Here is a 22,331-nt window from a genome sequence, read left to right as displayed (position 1 = left end):
AACTGGTCCGACTAGTGGATTTAGAGCCAGTTGAATATGGAAGGCGTGCAATGTCAACATTTTGTTAACATTGCACTTTCAGATAGTGAGATAACTCAGATTACTTAGTCAGTTACACCGTCACAACAAGTTCGACGTGTTCACGTTCGACCAAATACTCTTGGATTTTTGCGTAGTTCAAGAGGCCACTGCTGGTTAGGATTACCGGCTTATTGACGCTCTCTGCCGCTTTGGTCGTCATGTCAATCAGTTGTAGCACCGCTTCACTTTGTGGTTCAAACAAATAGTGTAGTGTCTCGTCTAGACGATCGATACCCAGCGTATATTGGGTTAGGTTTTCCAAATTAATCACGACGCCATCAAAATAGTGCAATAGACGCTCGGCCATCAGCGCAGAAGACGGTACATCGACAGTATAAAGCACCTTGAGCCCGTCAAGGCCACGCGGCAGTCCTTGCTCGGCAAGCAAATCGATGATCTTCGCGGCATCAGATAAAGCACGAACAAATGGCACCACAATTTCAACCTGATGACCTTGCACTCTTAATGCTTTGATCACATCGCACTCTAGGACAAAACTGGCGCTAAACTCTGGCTGGGCATAGCGAGACACGCCACGCATACCGAGTGCTGGATTCACCGCCTCAGGCTCCACATCACCACCCAATAGCGAACGCATTGCATGGCTGTCCGCATTGCTTAGCGATACACGCACAACTTTGTGCTCAGGGGAGATGGCGTCAGAGATGATTGAGACCAAGGTAGAAACAAAGTGCGTCTTGAGATCTTGTTCACCCAACATCGCATCGATAGAGCTACGTTGTAGTGGATCGAGCGGCGATGTGGCTGACTCAAAGCTAGGATGGTAAAAAATGTGCTCTAGGATGAGCTCAGATAAGGAAACAAAGAGGTGTTGTCCACCTTGTTGACCGTCGACCTTAGGTAGGGCGTCGCCACTACTCAATGCAGAATGCAAATTACTTGAACCGGATAAACTCATTACTGCTCCGTACTTAGATTATTATTGTGATATTTGAAACATACCGACTCGCGCCAGTGAAGACAAGGGCAAAACAGAATTTAAAACTAACATTTTTGAATAGTTTTTCAGATCTACGCTTCGCACTTGAAGAGTTTCAGGATAAGTAGTTTATTACTTGATTCGTTTCCGTTATCTTTAGCGCTTCGCAATAAAAAGAACAGGCTCTGGTATGCCATTAAAAACCGATGAATTAAGAACGCAGCCTTTAGGCCCTATGCCAACTCCGGCAGAACTTGGAAGCGCCCACCCGATTACTGATGATGTCGCCGAGCGTATTGCTGTTTCGCGCCGTCAAATTGAACAAATTCTCACTGGTGAAGACTCTCGCCTACTCGTAATTGTTGGCCCGTGCTCGGTACACGATACAGAGGCGGCGATCGACTACGCACAGCGTCTGTCTACGATTCAAGCGCAATATAAAGACGAGCTTTTTATCGTCATGCGCACTTATTTCGAGAAACCGCGCACCGTCGTAGGCTGGAAAGGCTTAATTACAGACCCTAACCTAGACGGTTCGTACGCGCTGGAAACTGGTCTTAACAAAGCACGTAAACTCCTGCTTGATATTAATAAACTTGGCTTGGCAACCGCCACTGAGTTCTTGGATATGATCACCGGCCAGTACATCGCTGACTTAATCACTTGGGGTGCGATTGGCGCGCGCACGACAGAGTCACAAATTCACCGTGAAATGGCGTCTGCCCTCTCTTGCCCTGTCGGTTTCAAAAACGGCACCAACGGCAATGTTAAAATCGCCATCGATGCGATTCGTGCCTCTATGGCCTCGCACTACTTCTACTCGCCAGACAAAAATGGACGCATGACGGTCTATCGCACGAGCGGTAACCCATACGGCCATATCATTCTTCGCGGTGGTGACACAGGGCCGAACTTTGATGCGGCATCGGTCGCGCAAGCTTGTGAGCAACTCGCTCAATTTGATTTACCGCAGCGTCTTGTGGTCGACTTCAGCCATGCCAACTGTGAAAAGCAGCATCGCAAACAGCTGGATGTGGCACAGGACATCTGTGAGCAGATCCGTTCAGGAAAGCATCAGATTGCCGGTATTATGGCCGAAAGTTTTATTGTCGAAGGCAACCAATCCATGTGTGACCTCAACAATCTCACTTATGGTCAATCCATCACCGACCCATGTTTAGGCTGGGAGGACACTGTGCAGATGCTGGACATGCTTGCTGACGCTGTGAAAGCGCGACCTTAATCAACGACTATTTCGGAGTACATTATGCCCTCTTTTGACATTATCTCAGAAATCGACGCGGTTGAATTGCGCAACGCCGTCGACAACGCATCACGTGAACTATCGACTCGCTTCGACTTTCGTGGCGTTGAGGCGACGTTTGAACTGCAAAAAGACGAATCCGTGAAACTGAATGCCGAAGGTGAATTCCAGCTCAAGCAAATGCGTGACATTTTACGCTCTAACCTCACTAAGCGCGGTGTAGACGTCAATGCAATGGAAGCGAAGCCCGAAGAGGCCTCCGGTCGCAACTGGCACCAAGTCATCATTTTTAAGCAAGGCATTGAAACGCCAGTTGCGAAGAAAATTGTCAAGCACATCAAGGACTCTAAGATCAAAGTCCAAGCCTCTATTCAAGGTGAAAAAGTGCGCGTGACTGGTAAAAAACGTGATGATTTACAAGCGACGATGGCACTCATCCGCGAAGCAGAACTCGGCCAACCTTTCCAGTTTGAAAACTTTCGTGACTAACGATTAACGAAGCCATGCTCACATAGCAGTGAGTAATTCGCACAAACCCGCTGTACAGCGGGTTTGTTTTTTTCTAAACAGACAAAACGCAAGGGTTAGCGCTTTGCTGCGATCGTGGCTTGTTTAATCGTTAAATCATTACCCTGTAACAACTTGGTGTCACTTGTCCCGGCCTCAACCAAGACAACCACTTTCAGCCCTTCCTGTTTGGCAGACATCAAGTACTGAGCCAGGTCGGCGCTACTTTCAAAAGGCGTGCGCTCAGCATCGCGGCGAACCAAATCGACAAACGCGAAAGGACAGTTCTCACTATGAAGCACGAGTTCCGCTTCTTGCATGATTTTCAGCGCTTTTAGCGACAATAACTCGACATCTTCACCACATTCAATCCAGACAGTCGAAGCGGGTTTGGTGATGCCTTCACTGAGTAAGGCTTGATAGTGCGTTTCAAGCTCATCAAGGCTGGTCATCTCTTGCACATTTGAGTTGGCAAAAAACGCTTCCCAAAATGTTCGTCTTTCATCAACGCTAGCGAGATGTTGCTTAATATCATTGCGCTTTGAGGCTGCAAAGTCAGCTTGCAGTGATAAGTTGTGAGGTAAAATCGACTCGAGCTTTTCGCGGATATTTCTCACTAGCACAGGGGAAGCACCACCGCTAGAGATGGCGATTTGAATTCGACCACGATTCACTATCGAGGGAGTAATGAAATCACAATAAGGTTGGTCATCCACGACATTGACGAGCAGGCGTTTCTTTTTCGCATCGAAATGGACCTGATGATTTAACTCAGGATTGTCTGTGGTTGCCCATACTTGGAGGTAATGTTGATCTAACAGCTCACTCGAATAGAAGCTTTGTATCCAGCGACAACGTTCCTGCTCCACCAAGCGTGCTAAATAGGGCTCAATCTTGGGTGACACAATGGTCACATCGGCGCCAGCTCTCACTAAGCTGTCCACTTTTCGACTGGCGACCTCGCCCCCTCCCACCACAAGAACTGGCTGGTGATTGAGGTTTATAAACAGCGGAAAATACTGCATTTCAATCCTTGGTAAACCATTTGTACTAGCTCATGATACTACCAAAAATGGGGCATCGTGTTCACCCTACCTTGACAATTAAAATAATATTACTCTGAATTTAACCTTGTTCGCAGTCATTCATACCAATTCAGCATCCTGGCAACAATTGATAGTCTGATCATTTAGAATTATTAGCTATCACATTCTGACGCACCAATCTGATCCCTAGTTGCACTATTTACATTCAGATAACATTTCGCCATTCTAATCATTGTTGAGGTTTGTGATTTCATTCAAAAATTCTTTTAAATTATGAAGTTGAGAATTTCGAGATCCTTACCTACGCTTATAAACGATTGATTTGGTTACCAGTGGTGCAATCAGCTCAGTCAATAAATACTAAGACACAACATATTTCACTCGTTTTTTCAGGTTCTGCCTGACTTAACATGGATCATACAGGAAGGATACAAATGGCACATAAACTAACAGTTCTTGCTTCTGTCGTAGCTGCATCTACTGCTCTGATGTCTACAAGCGCATCTGCAGCTGATAGCACGTTGGATAAAGTGACTAAACAAGATTTTATTACTTGTGGTGTAAGTACTGGTCTACCGGGCTTCTCAAACCCAAACTCTAAGGGTGAATGGGAAGGCATCGACGTGGAATACTGTCAAGCACTTGCTGCAGCCGTACTGGGTGACAAAACAAAAGTTAAATACGTTCCGCTCACTGCAAAAGAGCGTTTCACTGCACTTCAATCCGGTGAAATCGATGTACTGTCACGTAACACAACGTGGACATTGCACCGTGATACGGCGCTTGGTCTTAACTTCGTTGGCGTAAACTACTACGACGGCCAAGGCTTTATGGTTAAAAAAGACCTAGGTCTTACGAGTGCTAAAGAGCTGGACGGCGCATCAGTATGTGTTCAGTCAGGAACAACTACCGAACTTAACCTAGCGGACTACTTCCGCAACAATGGCATGTCATACAAGCCAGTGGTATTTGATACCGCAGCGCAAACCTCAAAAGGTTTCGATGCAGGCCGTTGCGACGTGCTAACAACTGACCAATCTGGTCTGTACGCACTTCGCTTAAATCTACAAGATCCGAGCTCAGCGCAGGTTCTACCAGAAATCATTTCTAAAGAGCCCCTAGGCCCTGTGGTTCGTCAGGGTGATGATCAGTGGTTTAACGTTGCGAAATGGACTCTTTCTGCCATGGTCAACGCAGAAGAATACGGTATTACATCTAAGAATGCAGATGAAATGCTGAAGTCTGAAGATCCAAACATCAAACGTATTCTTGGTGTTGACGGTCCTAAAGGTAAAGGCCTAGGTATCCGTGATGATTGGGGTTACCAAGTCATCAAGCAAGTGGGTAACTACGGCGAGAGCTTTGAGCGTACCGTAGGTACAGGATCTCCACTACAGATCTCTCGTGGTGTGAACGCTCTGTGGAATGCAGGCGGCTTTATGTACGCTCCACCAATCCGTTAATCGCAGTACATAACAACAAGCAAAGAAAGGGCGGTCTCCCCGCCCTTTTATTAAAAATGGATTTGAGGTTATAGCTGTATGAAACCTACTGATACTGTTGCTGGTAAGTCAGGTAGTGCGCCTGCTTCCAATGCAAACCTTTTCTACAATCCCACTTTTCGATCGATCGTCTTCCAAATCATTGCGATAGTCGCCTTGGTCTTTTTCTTTTACACAATAGTCAATAATGCCTTAACGAACCTCGGAGCTAGGGGCATTGCCACTGGTTTTGATTTCCTCGGACAAGAAGCGGGCTTTGGGATTGGCCTCACCCTTGTTGAATATGATGAAACCTTCTCTTATGGAAGAACCTTTTTAGTTGGCTTACTGAACACCGCATTGGTCTCTTTCTTGGGGATCATTCTTGCGACTGTGATTGGTTTTGCCATGGGTATCGCACGTCTCTCCAGCAACTGGTTGGTCAGTCGACTTGCGGCAGTCTATATCGAAATTTTCCGTAACGTCCCCCTGTTACTGCAAATTTTCTTTTGGTATTTCGCCGTTCTGCAAGCACTGCCTTCAGCGCGCCAGAGCCTAAGCTTAGGGGAAGCTATTTTCCTTAACGTTCGCGGTCTGTATTTTCCAGCCCCTGTTTTCGGTGAAGGGTCATCTGTCGTGGTCGCTGCCGTTGTGTTCGGCGTAGTCGCGACGCTATTTGTTGCCATTTGGGCCAAAAATAAACAAAAGCTCACCGGACAGCAAACCCCAGTTGGGCGAATCGCGTTAGGGTTAATCGTTGCGTTACCCGTTGTGACCTACTTTGTGATGGGCTCGCCTATTCACGCAGAATACCCTGAACTGAAGGGCTTTAACTTCCGTGGTGGCATCAGCATCATCCCTGAACTTGCAGCGCTTCTGCTTGCGTTGAGTATTTATACCGCGTCCTTTATTGCAGAAATCGTACGTTCCGGTATAAACGCGGTGAACCACGGTCAGACGGAAGCGGCCATGTCGCTAGGTTTACCTCGCTCACGTACGTTGAAGCTCGTCGTCATTCCACAGGCGCTGCGTATCATTATTCCTCCGCTCACAAGTCAATACTTGAACCTGACTAAAAACTCATCGCTCGCAATGGCGATTGGTTATCCTGATTTGGTTTCAGTATTTGCAGGTACAACGCTTAACCAGACCGGTCAGGCAATTGAGATTATCGCGATGACCATGGGCGTATACCTGACTCTCAGCTTGCTCACGTCAGCACTGATGAACTTGTACAACAAAAAAGTCGCTTTGGTGGAGAGATAGAATGAAAGTACATCAATTTCAACCTAGCCTACCGCCACCGGCAAATACTGTGGGTGTGATGGGATGGCTGCGTAAGAACTTATTTAACGGCCCGGTCAACTCCGTGGTTACCGTCATACTTGCCTATGTCGCCTTCAGCTTGATCTGGAACATCGTCGATTGGGCACTGATTAACGCTGATTGGGTTGGCACAACTCGTGACGCTTGTAGTCGAGACGGTGCATGTTGGGTATTTATCAGCGTACGCTGGGAACAGTTTATGTATGGTTTCTACCCGCAAGAAGAGCTTTGGCGCCCTCGCCTGTTCTACTTCACGCTAGCAGTGTTTACTGTGTTGCTCGCATACGAGAAGACACCTAAACGTACTTGGATATGGCTGTTCTTTGTCAACGTCTACCCGTTTTTAATTGCAGGCCTTCTGTACGGTGGATTCTTCGGCCTAGAAGTCGTTGAGACACACAAATGGGGCGGACTTCTGGTCACATTGATCATCGCTCTGGTCGGTATCGTCGTCTCACTTCCAATTGGTGTTGCTCTTGCACTCGGAAGACGCTCAGATATGCCGATTATTCGCAGCATCTGTACCGTTTACATCGAAGTATGGCGTGGTGTGCCACTGATCACTGTTCTATTCATGGCGTCGGTAATGCTGCCATTGTTCCTGTCGGAGGGTTCGGAGACAGACAAATTGCTACGCGCTTTGATTGGTGTGGTGATGTTTAGTTCTGCCTACATGGCCGAGGTTATCCGTGGTGGTTTACAAGCCATTCCAAAAGGCCAGTATGAAGCAGCGGATGCGCTTGGCTTAAGCTACTGGAAAAAGACAGGACTGATCATATTGCCTCAGGCACTTAAGATCACCATTCCTTCTATCGTGAACACCTTTATTGGCCTATTCAAAGACACCAGTCTTGTATTGATTATCGGTATGTTTGACGTACTCGGTATCGGCCAAGCCGCAAACACTGACCCCGAGTGGTTAGGTTTTGCTACGGAAAGTTATGTTTTTGTCGCGTTAGTGTTCTGGGTATTTTGTTTCGGCATGTCGAGATATTCGATTTGGCTAGAGAACAAACTCCATACCGGTCACAAACGATAATTTATAAGCTCAAGGACGTATTATGACGCAACAACAAGATTACATGATCCAACTTAAGGATATGAACAAGTGGTATGGTGAGTTTCATGTACTGAAAAACATCAACCTCAATGTCAAAAAAGGCGAAAAAATCGTTATTTGTGGCCCGTCAGGCTCTGGTAAGTCCACGATGATTCGCTGTATTAACCGCTTAGAAGAACACCAGAAAGGGCAAATTATCGTTTCTGGTAACGAGCTGACAGAAGACCTCAAGAACATTGAGGCAGTCAGACGCGAAGTCGGTATGTGTTTTCAACACTTCAATCTCTTCCCTCACCTCACTGTGCTAGAAAACTGTACGCTAGCACCGATTTGGGTTAAGAAGATGCCAAAAGAAGAAGCGGAAGCCGTCGCGATGAAGTACCTTGAACGCGTAAAGATTCCTGATCAAGCGGATAAATACCCAGGTCAGCTCTCTGGTGGTCAGCAGCAGCGCGTTGCGATTGCTCGCTCGTTGTGTATGAGCCCGCAAGTGATGCTGTTTGACGAACCCACGTCTGCACTCGACCCAGAAATGGTACGAGAAGTGTTGGATGTTATGGTTGAACTGGCCGGTGAAGGGATGACCATGCTTTGTGTTACCCACGAAATGGGGTTTGCGAAAGAGGTCGCCGATCGGGTCATCTTTATGGATGCAGGCGAAATCATCGAAGAAAACAACCCTGTAGACTTCTTCGAAAATCCGCAGTCTGATCGAACTCAAAACTTCCTAGCACAAATTCTCCATCATTGATTGATGGGTAAGCAAAGGGCGACTTCGGTCGCCCTTTTTTGATTGTTATATTGTGTTACATCTTTCAAAATACTTAAGTTTCTATTTCTATTATTATTTTACTAACGACTAGACTCCTTGGGGCTTGATCTTTTTACTGATAAGCCTCATATATGTCGGTATAAACATAAAACTTCACGAGGAAGATTATGAACAGTCCTATGTTTACCCGCACTTCTACACAAGAAAGTGCTCTACAAACCAATAAGGTGTTGCGTAATACCTACGCACTCCTTTCTATGACCCTGCTTTGGTCAGCGGTCGTGGCTGGTGTGTCTATGGCGATGAATCTACCTCGCCCTGGCCTTATCATCATGCTGGTCGGCTTCTACGGTCTGCTATTCCTAACGGAGAAAAACCGCAATAACAGCATGGGCTTGGTATTTACATTCCTATTCACTGGCTTCCTAGGGTACACACTCGGTCCGATTCTCAACGCGTATGTTGGCGCAGGCATGGGTGATGTTATCGTTACCGCATTAGGTGGTACTGCATTGGCGTTTCTTGGCGCTTCTGCTTACGCACTAACCACTAAACGTGACCTTTCTTTCCTAGGTGGCGTGCTTATGGCGGGCTTTGTTGTCTTGCTTATCGGCATGGTGGCGAACATCTTCCTGCAAATGCCGATGTTGTACCTCGCAATGAGCGGTATGTTTGTCCTCTTCTCTACCGGTGTGATTTTGCTAACGACGCAGCAAATCGTTCGTGGTGGTGAGACAAACTACATCTCAGCAACAGTGAGCTTGTACGTTTCTATCTACAACCTCTTCATCAGCCTTTTGAGCATTCTAGGTGTGATGAACGACGATTAATCGTCTCGCAATAGCAACATCGTTTAGAGCCCCGACATTATGTTGGGGCTTTTTGTTATGACCGCCCCGCGAAGTGTTAGGATTGTGTCATGTGCAAAGCTACGCTAACCTATAGCCGTTTTGAATCCAGCAAGGTAATAAGATGTTCGAATACAAGGGCAAAACGATTGAGACTGACGCACAAGGTTACCTCAAAGATCATAAGGATTGGGAGGAAGCGATGATCCCCACCTTGGCTGAAATGGAAGGAATAGAACTGACCGATGCCCACCTTGAAGTGATCTTATTTGTGCGTCACTTCTATGAAGAGTTTAATACGTCGCCTGCGGTCAGAATGCTCGTCAAAGCGATGGAAAAAGCACATGGTCCAGAGAAAGGAAACAGTAAATACCTGTTTAAGCTGTTTAAACAAGGCCCAGCCAAACAAGCGACAAAATTAGCCGGATTACCCAAGCCAGCGAAATGCCTATAGCCACCTGCTTAGTACGTAGTCATGGATGGCATCAGAGAATTTCAAACCCTTTAAAGTCTCGATAGGTTAACGGTTCCGAAATCATTGACTCCACATGTGACGTTTTGGGACCGTGCGTTAGCCAAGAGGCCATCTGTTCAATGGCCTCTTCCTCACCACACACGACCACTTCAACATCACCGTTGTTCAAATTCTTCGCGTAGCCGGCTAGCCCTAGAGTCATTCCTTGATAAGAGGTGTGATAGCGAAAACCTACCCCTTGAACTGTCCCCGATACGATAAACCGCTTGCATTGCTGCACCATAATATCATCCTCTCAATGCCTATTATCTCAGTATGGACCAACGTCATCCGTTTGGGATTGAGCTCGCTCCCAACAGCGAACATTCGATAGACGGGGTTTTATTTGATTTTCCCGGTGACATCCTCGAAAATACCCGACCTTTGTTTCCAAACTAATGAGCACAGTAATGACAGCAGCGATTTACCTTGTGAAAGGCCGTGATAAATCACTAAAACGTAAGCATCCTTGGATTTTCTCGCGCGGTATTGAGAGAGTCGAAGGCAAACCCCAGCTCGGTGAAACGGTGGATGTCTATGCCCAAAATGGCCAATGGTTGGCGAAAGCCGCCTACTCTCCAAATTCTCAAATTCGTGCACGAGTATGGTCTTTTGAACAACAGCCCATTGATCACGCTTTTTTTGTCAAGCGTATTCAAGATGCACAATTGCTTCGCCAAGATGTCATCGAACGTGACGGGTTAACGGGTTACCGTCTTATCGCGGCTGAATCTGATGGCTTACCGGGCATTACTATCGATAAATACCAGAACTATTTGGTCTGTCAGCTATTAAGTGCCGGTGCCGAATATCAGAAATCGGTGCTTATCTCTGCGCTCACTGAAGTCTTTCCTGATTGCCATATCTACGAGCGATCAGATGTTGCGGTGCGTAAAAAAGAAGGATTAGTGGAAACAACCGGAGTTCTTCATGGTGAATTACCCCCACCATCAGTTGTCATTGAAGAAAACGGCGTCAAAATCAGCGTAGACATTGTTAACGGCCATAAAACCGGTTTCTACCTCGACCAACGTGATAGCCGACAGCAAGCCACCAAATACGTTAAAGACAAAGAAGTGCTTAACTGTTTCTCCTACACTGGTGGCTTTGGTCTTTATGCACTCAAAGGGGGTGCAAAACGCGTTATCAATGCAGATGTTTCTCAGCCAGCACTCGATACTGCCAAGTTTAATGCCGAGCTAAACGAGTTTGATATCTCTAAGAAACGCGCGGTATTTCTTAATGCAGATGTGTTCAAGCTATTGCGTGAATACCGAGATCAAGGCACTCAATTTGATGTCGTCATCATGGATCCGCCAAAGTTTGTCTCGAGCAAGAACAATTTAACCTCCGGCGCGAATGGCTACAAAGACATCAACATGCTCGCGATGCAAATTTTAAAGCCTGGCGGCACACTGCTCACCTACTCCTGTTCAGGCCTTATGAGTGGTGAGTTATTCCAGAAAGTCATCGCTGACGCCGCTATCGATTCCGGTCGCCAAGTAAAGTTTGTTGAACGCTTTGAACAAGCGGCCGACCACCCTATTGATAGCTCTTATCCAGAAGGTTTCTATCTGAAAGGGTTTGCGTGTAAGGTGCTATAACACTAAAAATAAACCGCTTCGGGATGACCAAAGCGGTTTCTCACTGAAATTGGTGAATTTCAGGTAACACAAAACAGCCGGAGTCATTTCTGACTCCGGCTGTTTTTATTTTAGTGCTTTAAATGTTCAAGGCTGTCCATCAAGCTACTGGTGATATCGGATGCAGAGGCTCCATCGAAATCTACCGTTAATGTATGATTTCCTTTCTCGATCACCATGGTAGAAGAGTGTTCATCCCCAGTGACAGATATTTTCACAGAGTCAGTTTCTCCTGCGCGTTTGTCACCTAACTCACTAAGTAGCTCCGAAATATCATCTTTCGAGACATCCGAGAATAGATCAGCCAAATCAATTGCGTCTTTTTCAGCACGACTAAAGTCGGTAACACGATCGGTAGCTGTTTCCATTTCTTTCCATGAGTAAGTGTCACTTCCTGACCCACCCGTTAACATGTCATCTCCAGAACCTCCGACAAGCAGGTCGTTACCAGAGCCACCAACGAGTATGTCATTCCCAATGTCTCCTAAAAGCACATCATTTCCTGAGCCGCCACGAATCGCGTCATTGCCCTCCCCTCCATCCAAAACATCATCACCGGAACCGCCGAAGATTAAGTCGGAGCCACCTTGACCGTATATGTGATCGTTGCCGCCCCCACCATGGCCAATATCAATAAAGGCATCTGAAGATGCAGACACATTAAGAGCACCATCTTCACTGTTAGCATCGAGCAATATAGTAGAATCATCACCAGAGCCGAAACTATCAACCGCAATTTGCGCGGCTAATTGCTTATCTATCATATTCGCGTTGATATCAAGCTCGGTATGGCTCTCACCAAGGTAGATGACATCATCTCCACGCCCTAGATAAACTTCATCGCCAGCTCCACCTACATCAATTACCAAGCCATCAACCGTTTCTTGGTGTGAAATTGTTCCTGTTTCTGGAATGCCAACTAAATGTAACGAACTCCAGTGCGTATACTCGACGCCTGTACGAACAAAACAAGTATTTACGGTATCTACTGAGTCATTTCCTGTATCTAGGTGAGGGACTACATCAGATGCATCTATCGTAAACACCAGTTGGTTCACACTAGAATCACCATCTGAATCGGTAATTTGATAACCGAATGGTAGATATACTGGCCTTCCTACGTTTGCCCCATAGAATTGATAACTTCCGTCACTCATATCAATCACAAATGAATGTTTTGCATCAACGAAAATACTTAACTCATTTGTTGTTGAGTCAAACGAATGTGAAATATCAGAGTGGCTACCGTGATTCCAATAAGTAGTGCCATTGAAAGAGAATGTTACGCCTTGGATACTTATTTCACTGACATACGAACCATCAGCACCTGATTGACCTACAGTCAAAGAACCGGAGACAGCAGGAATGACTGACTGCAACAGAATAGGTGGCAACTGAGAGACATTTTCTACGATAACAGAGTCAATATTCTTCTCCGCTTCACCATCATAAGCAACCTTGTCCAACTGGTCGTGTTTCACAGATGAACCTAGCCCATAGGCAAGAGCAGTGACATCATTTTGAATCAAATGCGAGATCCAACTTCTCTCCTCGCCGTCATCTATCGAGTTTCGATTGCGACCATCTTTACCTTCAGGTTTTCCATCTGATAAGAAGTACGAGACATTGGTGCCGCCCGAGATTTTTGCAACTCCACCACTCTCAACGTTCCACTGTTGTGCCGCTTCGGCTAGCGCATCATCATAGTCTGTCTGATTGGAAGCACTTAGCTTATCAATATATTGATAAGCTTCAGAAACCGTTAACCAAACAGAGTTGTCATGTTCTACGACCTTTGCATCATCATTAAATGTGATGATTTGTACCCTAGTTTCTCCAATCGCTTCATATTGCGCGAGTAATAAATACGCGGAAGCCTTCATAATATCGAGTCTAGAAACTTTTTCGCTTTGTGAACTATCGTACTCAAGTGTGTTCATTGAGCCAGAAATATCGAGAACTAGCTGTACGTTAGCGCCACTTTTCGGTTCACTAGCTACGCTATTTTCTAATCGGAGTGCATTTGGCGAATCATCTTCAACAACAATGCTCGCAACTGCCGTAGCAGTCGAACCAAACTCATTAGCTACAGTAACGGGCACTTCGATCGTTAGAGAGTCTTCGCCTTCTTGAACAGGGTGATAGTGGTCGAGCGGCCCTTCGAGCGTGCTAGATAATTTACCATTTCCATCCACTGAGATTGTTATTACCACTTGACCGTTGGCAAAGCCTGTTAATGTTGCCCCATCATTGGACAATGTCCAAGATACTGAATAACCCTGACTTGTCATTGGCTCTGAAGGTATGCCGAGAGAAAGTTGTGTTACATTATCCGACATGACCAGATCAGCTTCAGACGTTGAAGAGTCTGTCGTATCTTGAAAACCGTGACTAGCGTTACTGTCTTGTAATCCTGACAGCAATCCTTCTTCAGAGACTGTCAAGGTGATATTTTCGACACTCGCTGCGACTAGCGGAACTACAGCAAAAGTTCCAACCACTGTATCCCCATCGCCGTCTGTGATTGCAAACTCAAAATCTATATCCCCGTCAGACTCTGGAGACTCAACGACTTGGTATTGGTAGTACTCCCATTTACCGGTAGCTGGTGTAAATTGAAGTTCAAACACGATTGCGCCTTCAGCATATCCAACTAAGCGATTACTGTTACTTGCATCGACTGAAAGCTGAATTTGCACACCATCTTGAGTATACAGCTGCTCGTCACTGCCAACTAAAGTGATGTGTCCTGCGCCATCAGCTCCATAGCTAAAATCAACGAAGTCAGACGCGCTCGCGATTGGTGTCTGTTCGCTTGCCCCTATAAAGGTAATAGACTTAACCGTGAAGTCACTGTTATCGTGATGCCGAACTAGATTGCCATTGTCAGTCGCTTGTAATACAACTTTATCAAAACCACCCTCTGATACAGAAAAATTCTTGGCATAATTGCCGCTTGAGGCGTCCGAACTAAACTCTTGAGTTGCGACTAGCACACCATCGCGATAGAAGAATGCAACACCAGTCTCTTTTTCGTCACCAAACATGTATTCAAATTGAATACTCGCTCCATAGGCAACCTTGCCATCAAGATCAATAACCAACTGTTCAGAAACACCTTCTCCATCCACATTTCTGAATTCCACTTCGTTGGCTAAACTATGCCCATGACTGACTGAACTTTGAACACCTATACCGCCGGGTGACGAGTTAATTTTCACCGCCCCCAATTCACCCGTGGAAGCGTTGACGAACCCAACACCAGTCACAAGCACACCACCAACAGCTAACTTGTCGACACTACCGCTGCCAGTGAAATCAATCGTACCTACTAGGACGTCCGGTGTGTTGCTCACGGATACAACAACAGCATTCGCGACCTGAACGGTAGGACTATCATCTTCGACATTCACCACTAAATCTGAATTAACCTTCGTAGTCCCGTCATCGACAACAATGTCAAAGTTCAACTGAAGTACATCCTCAGTTAATGCATTGGTATGATCTAAAGGTTGATTAATCGTGACTTCATAATTCCATGAACCCTGATTTTCCTCAGTTAACGAAATCACAAGAACGCTAGTATTCTCTTGGGTAAAACCTATTAGTTGCATTGTCTCAGAGTTCCAGTTCCACTGTACTTCTAAGTCATTGCTAAATATTCCAGTTGGACCTTTGATAGAAAGTGAAAGTGAATCACCATCCACGTCACTAACACTAAACGTACCGCTAGCTGACGGATTATTAGTCGTATCGTCTTGACCAACGTCATCCCGATTACCACCTACTAGCCCTTCTTCTGAAACAGAAGCAGAGCCAATCACTGTTATAGTAGGAGCATCATTTACCGAGTTGACGGTAACAGAAACAACGGATTGAGACGTTGCTTTCTGACCATCTGAAATGGTGTAACTAATTTCCGCCACACCGTTAAAATCATGCTCAGGGATAAACACCAATTTGTTGTTGACCACTGATACGGTTCCTTGACCGCTCAAAATTGTAGCGCCTGCTACTGTTAGAGTATCACCGTTGCCGTCTGTATCGTTTGAAAGGACATTGATTGTAACTGCTGTATCCTCATCCGTTGATGCTGAATCTTCAGATGCAACTGGGCCCTGATTCACTTCAAGGATATCAGTATCCTTAAACTCAAGACCTACGGCTTGTCCTGGGTATACTAATTCTGCAGAAATAGTGAGCTCTTGACCTTCAATGTCTGAAGCAGAAACAAAACCTTCAATTTTGCCTGATTGAACATCTTCGTTTGTTAGCGAGTACTCTGACTCAACGCCTTCGATAACTAATATCAAAGTCGCACCAGAAACTGCTCCAACCGGTAGTCCAACTGTAAAACCAACCGTTGTTCTATCACTGTCGATAATATCGTCATTATCTCGAGCTAGAGTAACTACTGGCGCAAATAAATCTGTGTATGTCTTAGTACCATCAGTAAATTTAAAGCGTTCAAACTCAATTAAGGTATTAACATCACCGTTTGATTCTGTAACAGTAACCGACCCATCGGTGTTTAAAACGATTTGCGCGTCACTGGATGCAAAGTTGAACTGAGCGGTATCTCGACCTGCCCCACCATCAGCAACTAGCTTGTCATTGGCGTCATCTTGATCAATTTTGAATAGGTCATCACCTTCACCCAAAAGCACAAAATCATCAGATGCTTCAGACTGCGCAGGATTAAACGTACCGTGATAATAGTGAACGGTATCTGACGGCTCGCTGATATTACCGGCACTGTCGATTTCCTTAGCGTACAGGAATTCATTGTCATTTAGAGGGATCGCTGACTCGTTAGAGATGTCTAAAGTCCATTGTCCGTTTACGACAGTAGTAACTCCAATGGATACGTACTCGCCATTAGACGCTCTTGCAAATACCTCAATGGAGTTGCCATTTTCACTACCGGTACCATGCAGAGTGACAACCGAGTAGTCAGAAGATATGGAGTCATCGGTAATGTTTGTGATTTCTGGCTTAACAGTAGAGTCGGTGTCTTTCTGCACATCATCAGTGATGTTATTCACCGTGTTGCCATCTTGGTCTGTGAACGTCGCCGTCGCCGTCAACGTGCCATCTTTCTGGCCGCTCACGTCCACGCCTTCTATGGTGTACTGGCCTGCTGCGGTGCTGGTCACGCTGTACGTCTTGTCGCCGTCCGTTGCCTCGACGGAGCCGTTGTCTGCCCACGTCAGCGTCAACGTGATGTTGCCGGTCGTGTTGTCTTCATCGCTGATGACCACTTCCGCCGTGCCTGACGTCACGCCTTCGCCGAAGTTCACCGTGATGTCCGCGGTTTCTGTGGCGTTGATGACCTCTTCACCATTCTCATCGGTGATCGCGACCGTTGGGGCGCCGTCTTCACCCGCCTGGCCGTAGTCGGTGTCTTTCTGCACATCATCAGTGATGTTATTCACCGTGTTGCCATCTTGGTCTGTGAACGTCGCCGTCGCCGTCAACGTGCCATCTTTCTGGCCGCTCACGTCCACGCCTTCTATGGTGTACTGGCCTGCTGCGGTGCTGGTCACGCTGTACGTCTTGTCGCCGTCCGTTGCCTCGACGGAGCCGTTGTCTGCCCACGTCAGCGTCAACGTGATGTTGCCGGTCGTGTTGTCTTCATCGCTGATGACCACTTCCGCCGTGCCTGACGTCACGCCTTCGCCGAAGTTCACCGTGATGTCCGCTTTTTCTGTACCACTGATGAGTCCGGCATTATTGCCCGTGTTGTCGGTGATGATCACCGTCGGTTGCGTGATGCCGTCGGCTGGCTCATCGGTCTCTTCACCGTAAGCCGTGTCTTTCTGCACATCATCTGTGATGTTATTCACCGTGTTGCCGTCTTGGTCTGTGAACGTCGCCGTCGCCGTCAACGTGCCATCTTTCTGGCCGCTCACGTCCACGTCTTTGATGGTGTACGTCCCATCCGTGTTCGTCACCACAGAGTAACCGTCCACGCTCGGCACCCCATTGACCAGGGTCACCGCCAAGGTGATGTTGCCGGTCGTGTTGTCTTCATCGCTGATGACCACTTCCGCCGTGCCTGACGTCACGCCTTCGCCGAAGTTCACCGTGATGTCCGCTTTTTCTGTACCACTGATGAGTCCGGCATTATTGCCCGTGTTGTCGGTGATGATCACCGTCGGTTGCGTGATGCCGTCGGCTGGCTCATCGGTCTCTTCACCGTAAGCCGTGTCTTTCTGCACATCATCTGTGATGTTATTCACCGTGTTGCCGTCTTGGTCTGTGAACGTCGCCGTCGCCGTCAACGTGCCATCTTTCTGGCCGCTCACGTCCACGTCTTTGATGGTGTACGTCCCATCCGTGTTCGTCACCACAGAGTAACCGTCCACGCTCGGCACCCCATTGACCAGGGTCACCGCCAAGGTGATGTTGCCGGTCGTGTTGTCTTCATCGCTGATGACCACTTCCGCCGTGCCTGACGTCACGCCTTCGCCGAAGTTCACCGTGATGTCCGCTTTTTCTGTACCACTGATGAGTCCGGCATTATTGCCCGTGTTGTCGGTGATGATCACCGTCGGTTGCGTGATGCCGTCGGCTGGCTCATCGGTCTCTTCACCGTAAGCCGTGTCTTTCTGCACATCATCTGTGATGTTATTCACCGTGTTGCCGTCTTGGTCTGTGAACGTCGCCGTCGCCGTCAACGTGCCATCTTTCTGGCCGCTCACGTCCACGTCTTTGATGGTGTACGTCCCATCCGTGTTCGTCACCACAGAGTAACCGTCCACGCTCGGCACCCCATTGACCAGGGTCACCGCCAAGGTGATGTTGCCGGTCGTGTTGTCTTCATCGCTGATGACCACTTCCGCCGTGCCTGACGTCACGCCTTCGCCGAAGTTCACCGTGATGTCCGCTTTTTCTGTACCACTGATGAGTCCGGCATTATTGCCCGTGTTGTCGGTGATGATCACCGTCGGTTGCGTGATGCCGTCGGCTGGCTCATCGGTCTCTTCACCGTAAGCCGTGTCTTTCTGCACATCATCTGTGATGTTATTCACCGTGTTGCCGTCTTGGTCTGTGAACGTCGCCGTCGCCGTCAACGTGCCATCTTTCTGGCCGCTCACGTCCACGTCTTTGATGGTGTACGTCCCATCCGTGTTCGTCACCACAGAGTAACCGTCCACGCTCGGCACCCCATTGACCAGGGTCACCGCCAAGGTGATGTTGCCGGTCGTGTTGTCTTCATCGCTGATGACCACTTCCGCCGTGCCTGACGTCACGCCTTCGCCGAAGTTCACCGTGATGTCCGCTTTTTCTGTACCACTGATGAGTCCGGCATTATTGCCCGTGTTGTCGGTGATGATCACCGTCGGTTGCGTGATGCCGTCGGCTGGCTCATCGGTCTCTTCACCGTAAGCCGTGTCTTTCTGCACATCATCTGTGATGTTATTCACCGTGTTGCCGTCTTGGTCTGTGAACGTCGCCGTCGCCGTCAACGTGCCATCTTTCTGGCCGCTCACGTCCACGTCTTTGATGGTGTACGTCCCATCCGTGTTCGTCACCACAGAGTAACCGTCCACGCTCGGCACCCCATTGACCAGGGTCACCGCCAAGGTGATGTTGCCGGTCGTGTTGTCTTCATCGCTGATGACCACTTCCGCCGTGCCTGACGTCACGCCTTCGCCGAAGTTCACCGTGATGTCCGCTTTTTCTGTACCACTGATGAGTCCGGCATTATTGCCCGTGTTGTCGGTGATGATCACCGTCGGTTGCGTGATGCCGTCGGCTGGCTCATCGGTCTCTTCACCGTAAGCCGTGTCTTTCTGCACATCATCTGTGATGTTATTCACCGTGTTGCCGTCTTGGTCTGTGAACGTCGCCGTCGCCGTCAACGTGCCATCTTTCTGGCCGCTCACGTCCACGTCTTTGATGGTGTACGTCCCATCCGTGTTCGTCACCACAGAGTAACCGTCCACGCTCGGCACCCCATTGACCAGGGTCACCGCCAAGGTGATGTTGCCGGTCGTGTTGTCTTCATCGCTGATGACCACTTCCGCCGTGCCTGACGTCACGCCTTCGCCGAAGTTCACCGTGATGTCCGCTTTTTCTGTACCACTGATGAGTCCGGCATTATTGCCCGTGTTGTCGGTGATGATCACCGTCGGTTGCGTGATGCCGTCGGCTGGCTCATCGGTCTCTTCACCGTAAGCCGTGTCTTTCTGCACATCATCTGTGATGTTATTCACCGTGTTGCCGTCTTGGTCTGTGAACGTCGCCGTCGCCGTCAACGTGCCATCTTTCTGGCCGCTCACGTCCACGTCTTTGATGGTGTACGTCCCATCCGTGTTCGTCACCACAGAGTAACCGTCCACGCTCGGCACCCCATTGACCAGGGTCACCGCCAAAGTGATGTTGCCGGTCGTGTTGTCTTCATCGCTGATGACCACTTCCGCCGTGCCTGACGTCACGCCTTCGCCGAAGTTCACCGTGATGTCCGCTTTTTCTGTACCACTGATGAGTCCGGCATTATTGCCCGTGTTGTCGGTGATGATCACCGTCGGTTGCGTGATGCCGTCGGCTGGCTCATCGGTCTCTTCACCGTAAGCCGTGTCTTTCTGCACATCATCTGTGATGTTATTCACCGTGTTGCCGTCTTGGTCTGTGAACGTCGCCGTCGCCGTCAACGTGCCATCTTTCTGGCCGCTCACGTCCACGTCTTTGATGGTGTACGTCCCATCCGTGTTCGTCACCACAGAGTAACCGTCCACGCTCGGCACCCCATTGACCAGGGTCACCGCCAAGGTGATGTTGCCGGTCGTGTTGTCTTCATCGCTGATGACCACTTCCGCCGTGCCTGACGTCACGCCTTCGCCGAAGTTCACCGTGATGTCCGCTTTTTCTGTACCACTGATGAGTCCGGCATTATTGCCCGTGTTGTCGGTGATGATCACCGTCGGTTGCGTGATGCCGTCGGCTGGCTCATCGGTCTCTTCACCGTAAGCCGTGTCTTTCTGCACATCATCTGTGATGTTATTCACCGTGTTGCCGTCTTGGTCTGTGAACGTCGCCGTCGCCGTCAACGTGCCATCTTTCTGGCCGCTCACGTCCACGTCTTTGATGGTGTACGTCCCATCCGTGTTCGTCACCACAGAGTAACCGTCCACGCTCGGCACCCCATTGACCAGGGTCACCGCCAAGGTGATGTTGCCGGTCGTGTTGTCTTCATCGCTGATGACCACTTCCGCCGTGCCTGACGTCACGCCTTCGCCGAAGTTCACCGTGATGTCCGCTTTTTCTGTACCACTGATGAGTCCGGCATTATTGCCCGTGTTGTCGGTGATGATCACCGTCGGTTGCGTGATGCCGTCGGCTGGCTCATCGGTCTCTTCACCGTAAGCCGTGTCTTTCTGCACATCATCTGTGATGTTATTCACCGTGTTGCCGTCTTGGTCTGTGAACGTCGCCGTCGCCGTCAACGTGCCATCTTTCTGGCCGCTCACGTCCACGTCTTTGATGGTGTACGTCCCATCCGTGTTCGTCACCACAGAGTAACCGTCCACGCTCGGCACCCCATTGACCAGGGTCACCGCCAAGGTGATGTTGCCGGTCGTGTTGTCTTCATCGCTGATGACCACTTCCGCCGTGCCTGACGTCACGCCTTCGCCGAAGTTCACCGTGATGTCCGCTTTTTCTGTACCACTGATGAGTCCGGCATTATTGCCCGTGTTGTCGGTGATGATCACCGTCGGTTGCGTGATGCCGTCGGCTGGCTCATCGGTCTCTTCACCGTAAGCCGTGTCTTTCTGCACATCATCTGTGATGTTATTCACCGTGTTGCCGTCTTGGTCTGTGAACGTCGCCGTCGCCGTCAACGTGCCATCTTTCTGGCCGCTCACGTCCACGTCTTTGATGGTGTACGTCCCATCCGTGTTCGTCACCACAGAGTAACCGTCCACGCTCGGCACCCCATTGACCAGGGTCACCGCCAAGGTGATGTTGCCGGTCGTGTTGTCTTCATCGCTGATGACCACTTCCGCCGTGCCTGACGTCACGCCTTCGCCGAAGTTCACCGTGATGTCCGCTTTTTCTGTACCACTGATGAGTCCGGCATTATTGCCCGTGTTGTCGGTGATGATCACCGTCGGTTGCGTGATGCCGTCGGCTGGCTCATCGGTCTCTTCACCGTAAGCCGTGTCTTTCTGCACATCATCTGTGATGTTATTCACCGTGTTGCCGTCTTGGTCTGTGAACGTCGCCGTCGCCGTCAACGTGCCATCTTTCTGGCCGCTCACGTCCACGTCTTTGATGGTGTACGTCCCATCCGTGTTCGTCACCACAGAGTAACCGTCCACGCTCGGCACCCCATTGACCAGGGTCACCGCCAAGGTGATGTTGCCGGTCGTGTTGTCTTCATCGCTGATGACCACTTCCGCCGTGCCTGACGTCACGCCTTCGCCGAAGTTCACCGTGATGTCCGCTTTTTCTGTACCACTGATGAGTCCGGCATTATTGCCCGTGTTGTCGGTGATGATCACCGTCGGTTGCGTGATGCCGTCGGCTGGCTCATCGGTCTCTTCACCGTAAGCCGTGTCTTTCTGCACATCATCTGTGATGTTATTCACCGTGTTGCCGTCTTGGTCTGTGAACGTCGCCGTCGCCGTCAACGTGCCATCTTTCTGGCCGCTCACGTCCACGTCTTTGATGGTGTACGTCCCATCCGTGTTCGTCACCACAGAGTAACCGTCCACGCTCGGCACCCCATTGACCAGGGTCACCGCCAAGGTGATGTTGCCGGTCGTGTTGTCTTCATCGCTGATGACCACTTCCGCCGTGCCTGACGTCACGCCTTCGCCGAAGTTCACCGTGATGTCCG

The 22,331-nt window shown here is 48.8% G+C and carries 13 protein-coding genes; 9 read left to right on the top strand and 4 right to left on the bottom strand.

All coding sequences use genetic code 11. The features are described 5' to 3' along the window. Window positions 1-112: 112 nt before the first annotated feature. Window positions 113-1,000, bottom strand: a complete 888-nt coding sequence (locus AC6R0S_RS14395) for a putative PEP-binding protein (RefSeq protein ID WP_500638195.1) — start codon at window positions 998-1,000, stop codon at window positions 113-115. A 211-nt stretch (window positions 1,001-1,211) separates the two neighbouring features. Between AC6R0S_RS14395 and AC6R0S_RS14390 the strand changes: the two genes are divergently transcribed. Both AC6R0S_RS14390 and AC6R0S_RS14385 read left to right on the top strand, forming a co-directional pair. Continuing rightward, complete coding sequence (locus AC6R0S_RS14390; RefSeq protein ID WP_500638194.1) at window positions 1,212-2,264, top strand: 3-deoxy-7-phosphoheptulonate synthase; 1,053 nt, start codon at window positions 1,212-1,214, stop codon at window positions 2,262-2,264. Between the two features lie 24 nt (window positions 2,265-2,288). Beyond that, the gene (locus AC6R0S_RS14385) at window positions 2,289-2,774 is read left to right on the top strand and encodes a YajQ family cyclic di-GMP-binding protein (protein ID WP_500633279.1); all 486 of its coding nucleotides are present in this window, start codon (window positions 2,289-2,291) and stop codon (window positions 2,772-2,774) included. A 95-nt stretch (window positions 2,775-2,869) separates the two neighbouring features. Here the strand turns inward: AC6R0S_RS14385 and AC6R0S_RS14380 are convergent, their stop codons facing one another. Continuing rightward, complete coding sequence (locus AC6R0S_RS14380; protein ID WP_500638193.1) at window positions 2,870-3,817, bottom strand: precorrin-2 dehydrogenase/sirohydrochlorin ferrochelatase family protein; 948 nt, start codon at window positions 3,815-3,817, stop codon at window positions 2,870-2,872. Between the two features lie 455 nt (window positions 3,818-4,272). Between AC6R0S_RS14380 and AC6R0S_RS14375 the strand changes: the two genes are divergently transcribed. The 6 genes from AC6R0S_RS14375 to AC6R0S_RS14350 all read left to right on the top strand — a co-directional run bounded on the left by AC6R0S_RS14375 (window position 4,273) and on the right by AC6R0S_RS14350 (window position 9,779). After that, on the top strand, window positions 4,273-5,301 hold the full coding sequence (locus AC6R0S_RS14375; RefSeq protein ID WP_500630149.1) for an amino acid ABC transporter substrate-binding protein: 1,029 nt from the start codon (window positions 4,273-4,275) through the stop codon (window positions 5,299-5,301). A gap of 78 nt (window positions 5,302-5,379) precedes the next feature. Further along, on the top strand, window positions 5,380-6,585 hold the full coding sequence (locus AC6R0S_RS14370) for an amino acid ABC transporter permease (protein WP_500638192.1): 1,206 nt from the start codon (window positions 5,380-5,382) through the stop codon (window positions 6,583-6,585). A gap of 1 nt (window position 6,586) precedes the next feature. Next, window positions 6,587-7,684 carry an amino acid ABC transporter permease gene (locus AC6R0S_RS14365; RefSeq protein ID WP_500630147.1) on the top strand — a complete coding sequence of 366 codons (1,098 nt, stop codon included), beginning with the start codon at window positions 6,587-6,589 and terminating at the stop codon, window positions 7,682-7,684. A 22-nt stretch (window positions 7,685-7,706) separates the two neighbouring features. Further along, window positions 7,707-8,456: an amino acid ABC transporter ATP-binding protein gene (locus AC6R0S_RS14360; RefSeq protein ID WP_500626443.1), complete on the top strand. Its 750-nt coding sequence runs from the start codon at window positions 7,707-7,709 to the stop codon at window positions 8,454-8,456. Between the two features lie 188 nt (window positions 8,457-8,644). After that, window positions 8,645-9,307: a Bax inhibitor-1/YccA family protein gene (locus AC6R0S_RS14355; RefSeq protein WP_334555402.1), complete on the top strand. Its 663-nt coding sequence runs from the start codon at window positions 8,645-8,647 to the stop codon at window positions 9,305-9,307. Window positions 9,308-9,449: 142 nt separating this feature from the next. Beyond that, window positions 9,450-9,779 (top strand): TusE/DsrC/DsvC family sulfur relay protein, encoded by a 330-nt coding sequence (locus AC6R0S_RS14350; RefSeq protein ID WP_500626442.1) that lies wholly within the window; start codon window positions 9,450-9,452, stop codon window positions 9,777-9,779. Between the two features lie 31 nt (window positions 9,780-9,810). On the opposite strand, the gene yccX is transcribed toward AC6R0S_RS14350, so the two are convergent. Then, window positions 9,811-10,083 carry an acylphosphatase gene (gene yccX, locus AC6R0S_RS14345; RefSeq protein WP_500638191.1) on the bottom strand — a complete coding sequence of 91 codons (273 nt, stop codon included), beginning with the start codon at window positions 10,081-10,083 and terminating at the stop codon, window positions 9,811-9,813. Between the two features lie 166 nt (window positions 10,084-10,249). Between yccX and AC6R0S_RS14340 the strand changes: the two genes are divergently transcribed. Then, on the top strand, window positions 10,250-11,443 hold the full coding sequence (locus tag AC6R0S_RS14340; protein WP_500638190.1) for a class I SAM-dependent methyltransferase: 1,194 nt from the start codon (window positions 10,250-10,252) through the stop codon (window positions 11,441-11,443). Between the two features lie 110 nt (window positions 11,444-11,553). Here AC6R0S_RS14340 and AC6R0S_RS14335 read toward each other — a convergent pair whose 3' ends face one another. After that, window positions 11,554-22,302, bottom strand: a complete 10,749-nt coding sequence (locus tag AC6R0S_RS14335) for an Ig-like domain-containing protein (protein WP_500638189.1) — start codon at window positions 22,300-22,302, stop codon at window positions 11,554-11,556. Window positions 22,303-22,331 lie beyond the last annotated feature (29 nt).

It is taken from the genome of Vibrio sp. R15-SG3-ISO1B (genome assembly GCF_059833835.1).
This window is presented reverse-complemented; position numbering and strand designations above follow the sequence as displayed.

What these genes read in the sequence shown, in the direction of transcription:
- AC6R0S_RS14395 (WP_500638195.1), bottom strand. Translation starts at nt 1,000, where the DNA reads ATGAGTTTATCCGGTTCAAGTAATTTGCATTCTGCATTGAGTAGTGGC.
- AC6R0S_RS14390 (WP_500638194.1), top strand. Translation starts at nt 1,212, where the DNA reads ATGCCATTAAAAACCGATGAATTAAGAACGCAGCCTTTAGGCCCTATG.
- AC6R0S_RS14385 (WP_500633279.1), top strand. Translation starts at nt 2,289, where the DNA reads ATGCCCTCTTTTGACATTATCTCAGAAATCGACGCGGTTGAATTGCGC.
- AC6R0S_RS14380 (WP_500638193.1), bottom strand. Translation starts at nt 3,817, where the DNA reads ATGCAGTATTTTCCGCTGTTTATAAACCTCAATCACCAGCCAGTTCTT.
- AC6R0S_RS14375 (WP_500630149.1), top strand. Translation starts at nt 4,273, where the DNA reads ATGGCACATAAACTAACAGTTCTTGCTTCTGTCGTAGCTGCATCTACT.
- AC6R0S_RS14370 (WP_500638192.1), top strand. Translation starts at nt 5,380, where the DNA reads ATGAAACCTACTGATACTGTTGCTGGTAAGTCAGGTAGTGCGCCTGCT.
- AC6R0S_RS14365 (WP_500630147.1), top strand. Translation starts at nt 6,587, where the DNA reads ATGAAAGTACATCAATTTCAACCTAGCCTACCGCCACCGGCAAATACT.
- AC6R0S_RS14360 (WP_500626443.1), top strand. Translation starts at nt 7,707, where the DNA reads ATGACGCAACAACAAGATTACATGATCCAACTTAAGGATATGAACAAG.
- AC6R0S_RS14355 (WP_334555402.1), top strand. Translation starts at nt 8,645, where the DNA reads ATGAACAGTCCTATGTTTACCCGCACTTCTACACAAGAAAGTGCTCTA.
- AC6R0S_RS14350 (WP_500626442.1), top strand. Translation starts at nt 9,450, where the DNA reads ATGTTCGAATACAAGGGCAAAACGATTGAGACTGACGCACAAGGTTAC.
- yccX (WP_500638191.1), bottom strand. Translation starts at nt 10,083, where the DNA reads ATGGTGCAGCAATGCAAGCGGTTTATCGTATCGGGGACAGTTCAAGGG.
- AC6R0S_RS14340 (WP_500638190.1), top strand. Translation starts at nt 10,250, where the DNA reads ATGACAGCAGCGATTTACCTTGTGAAAGGCCGTGATAAATCACTAAAA.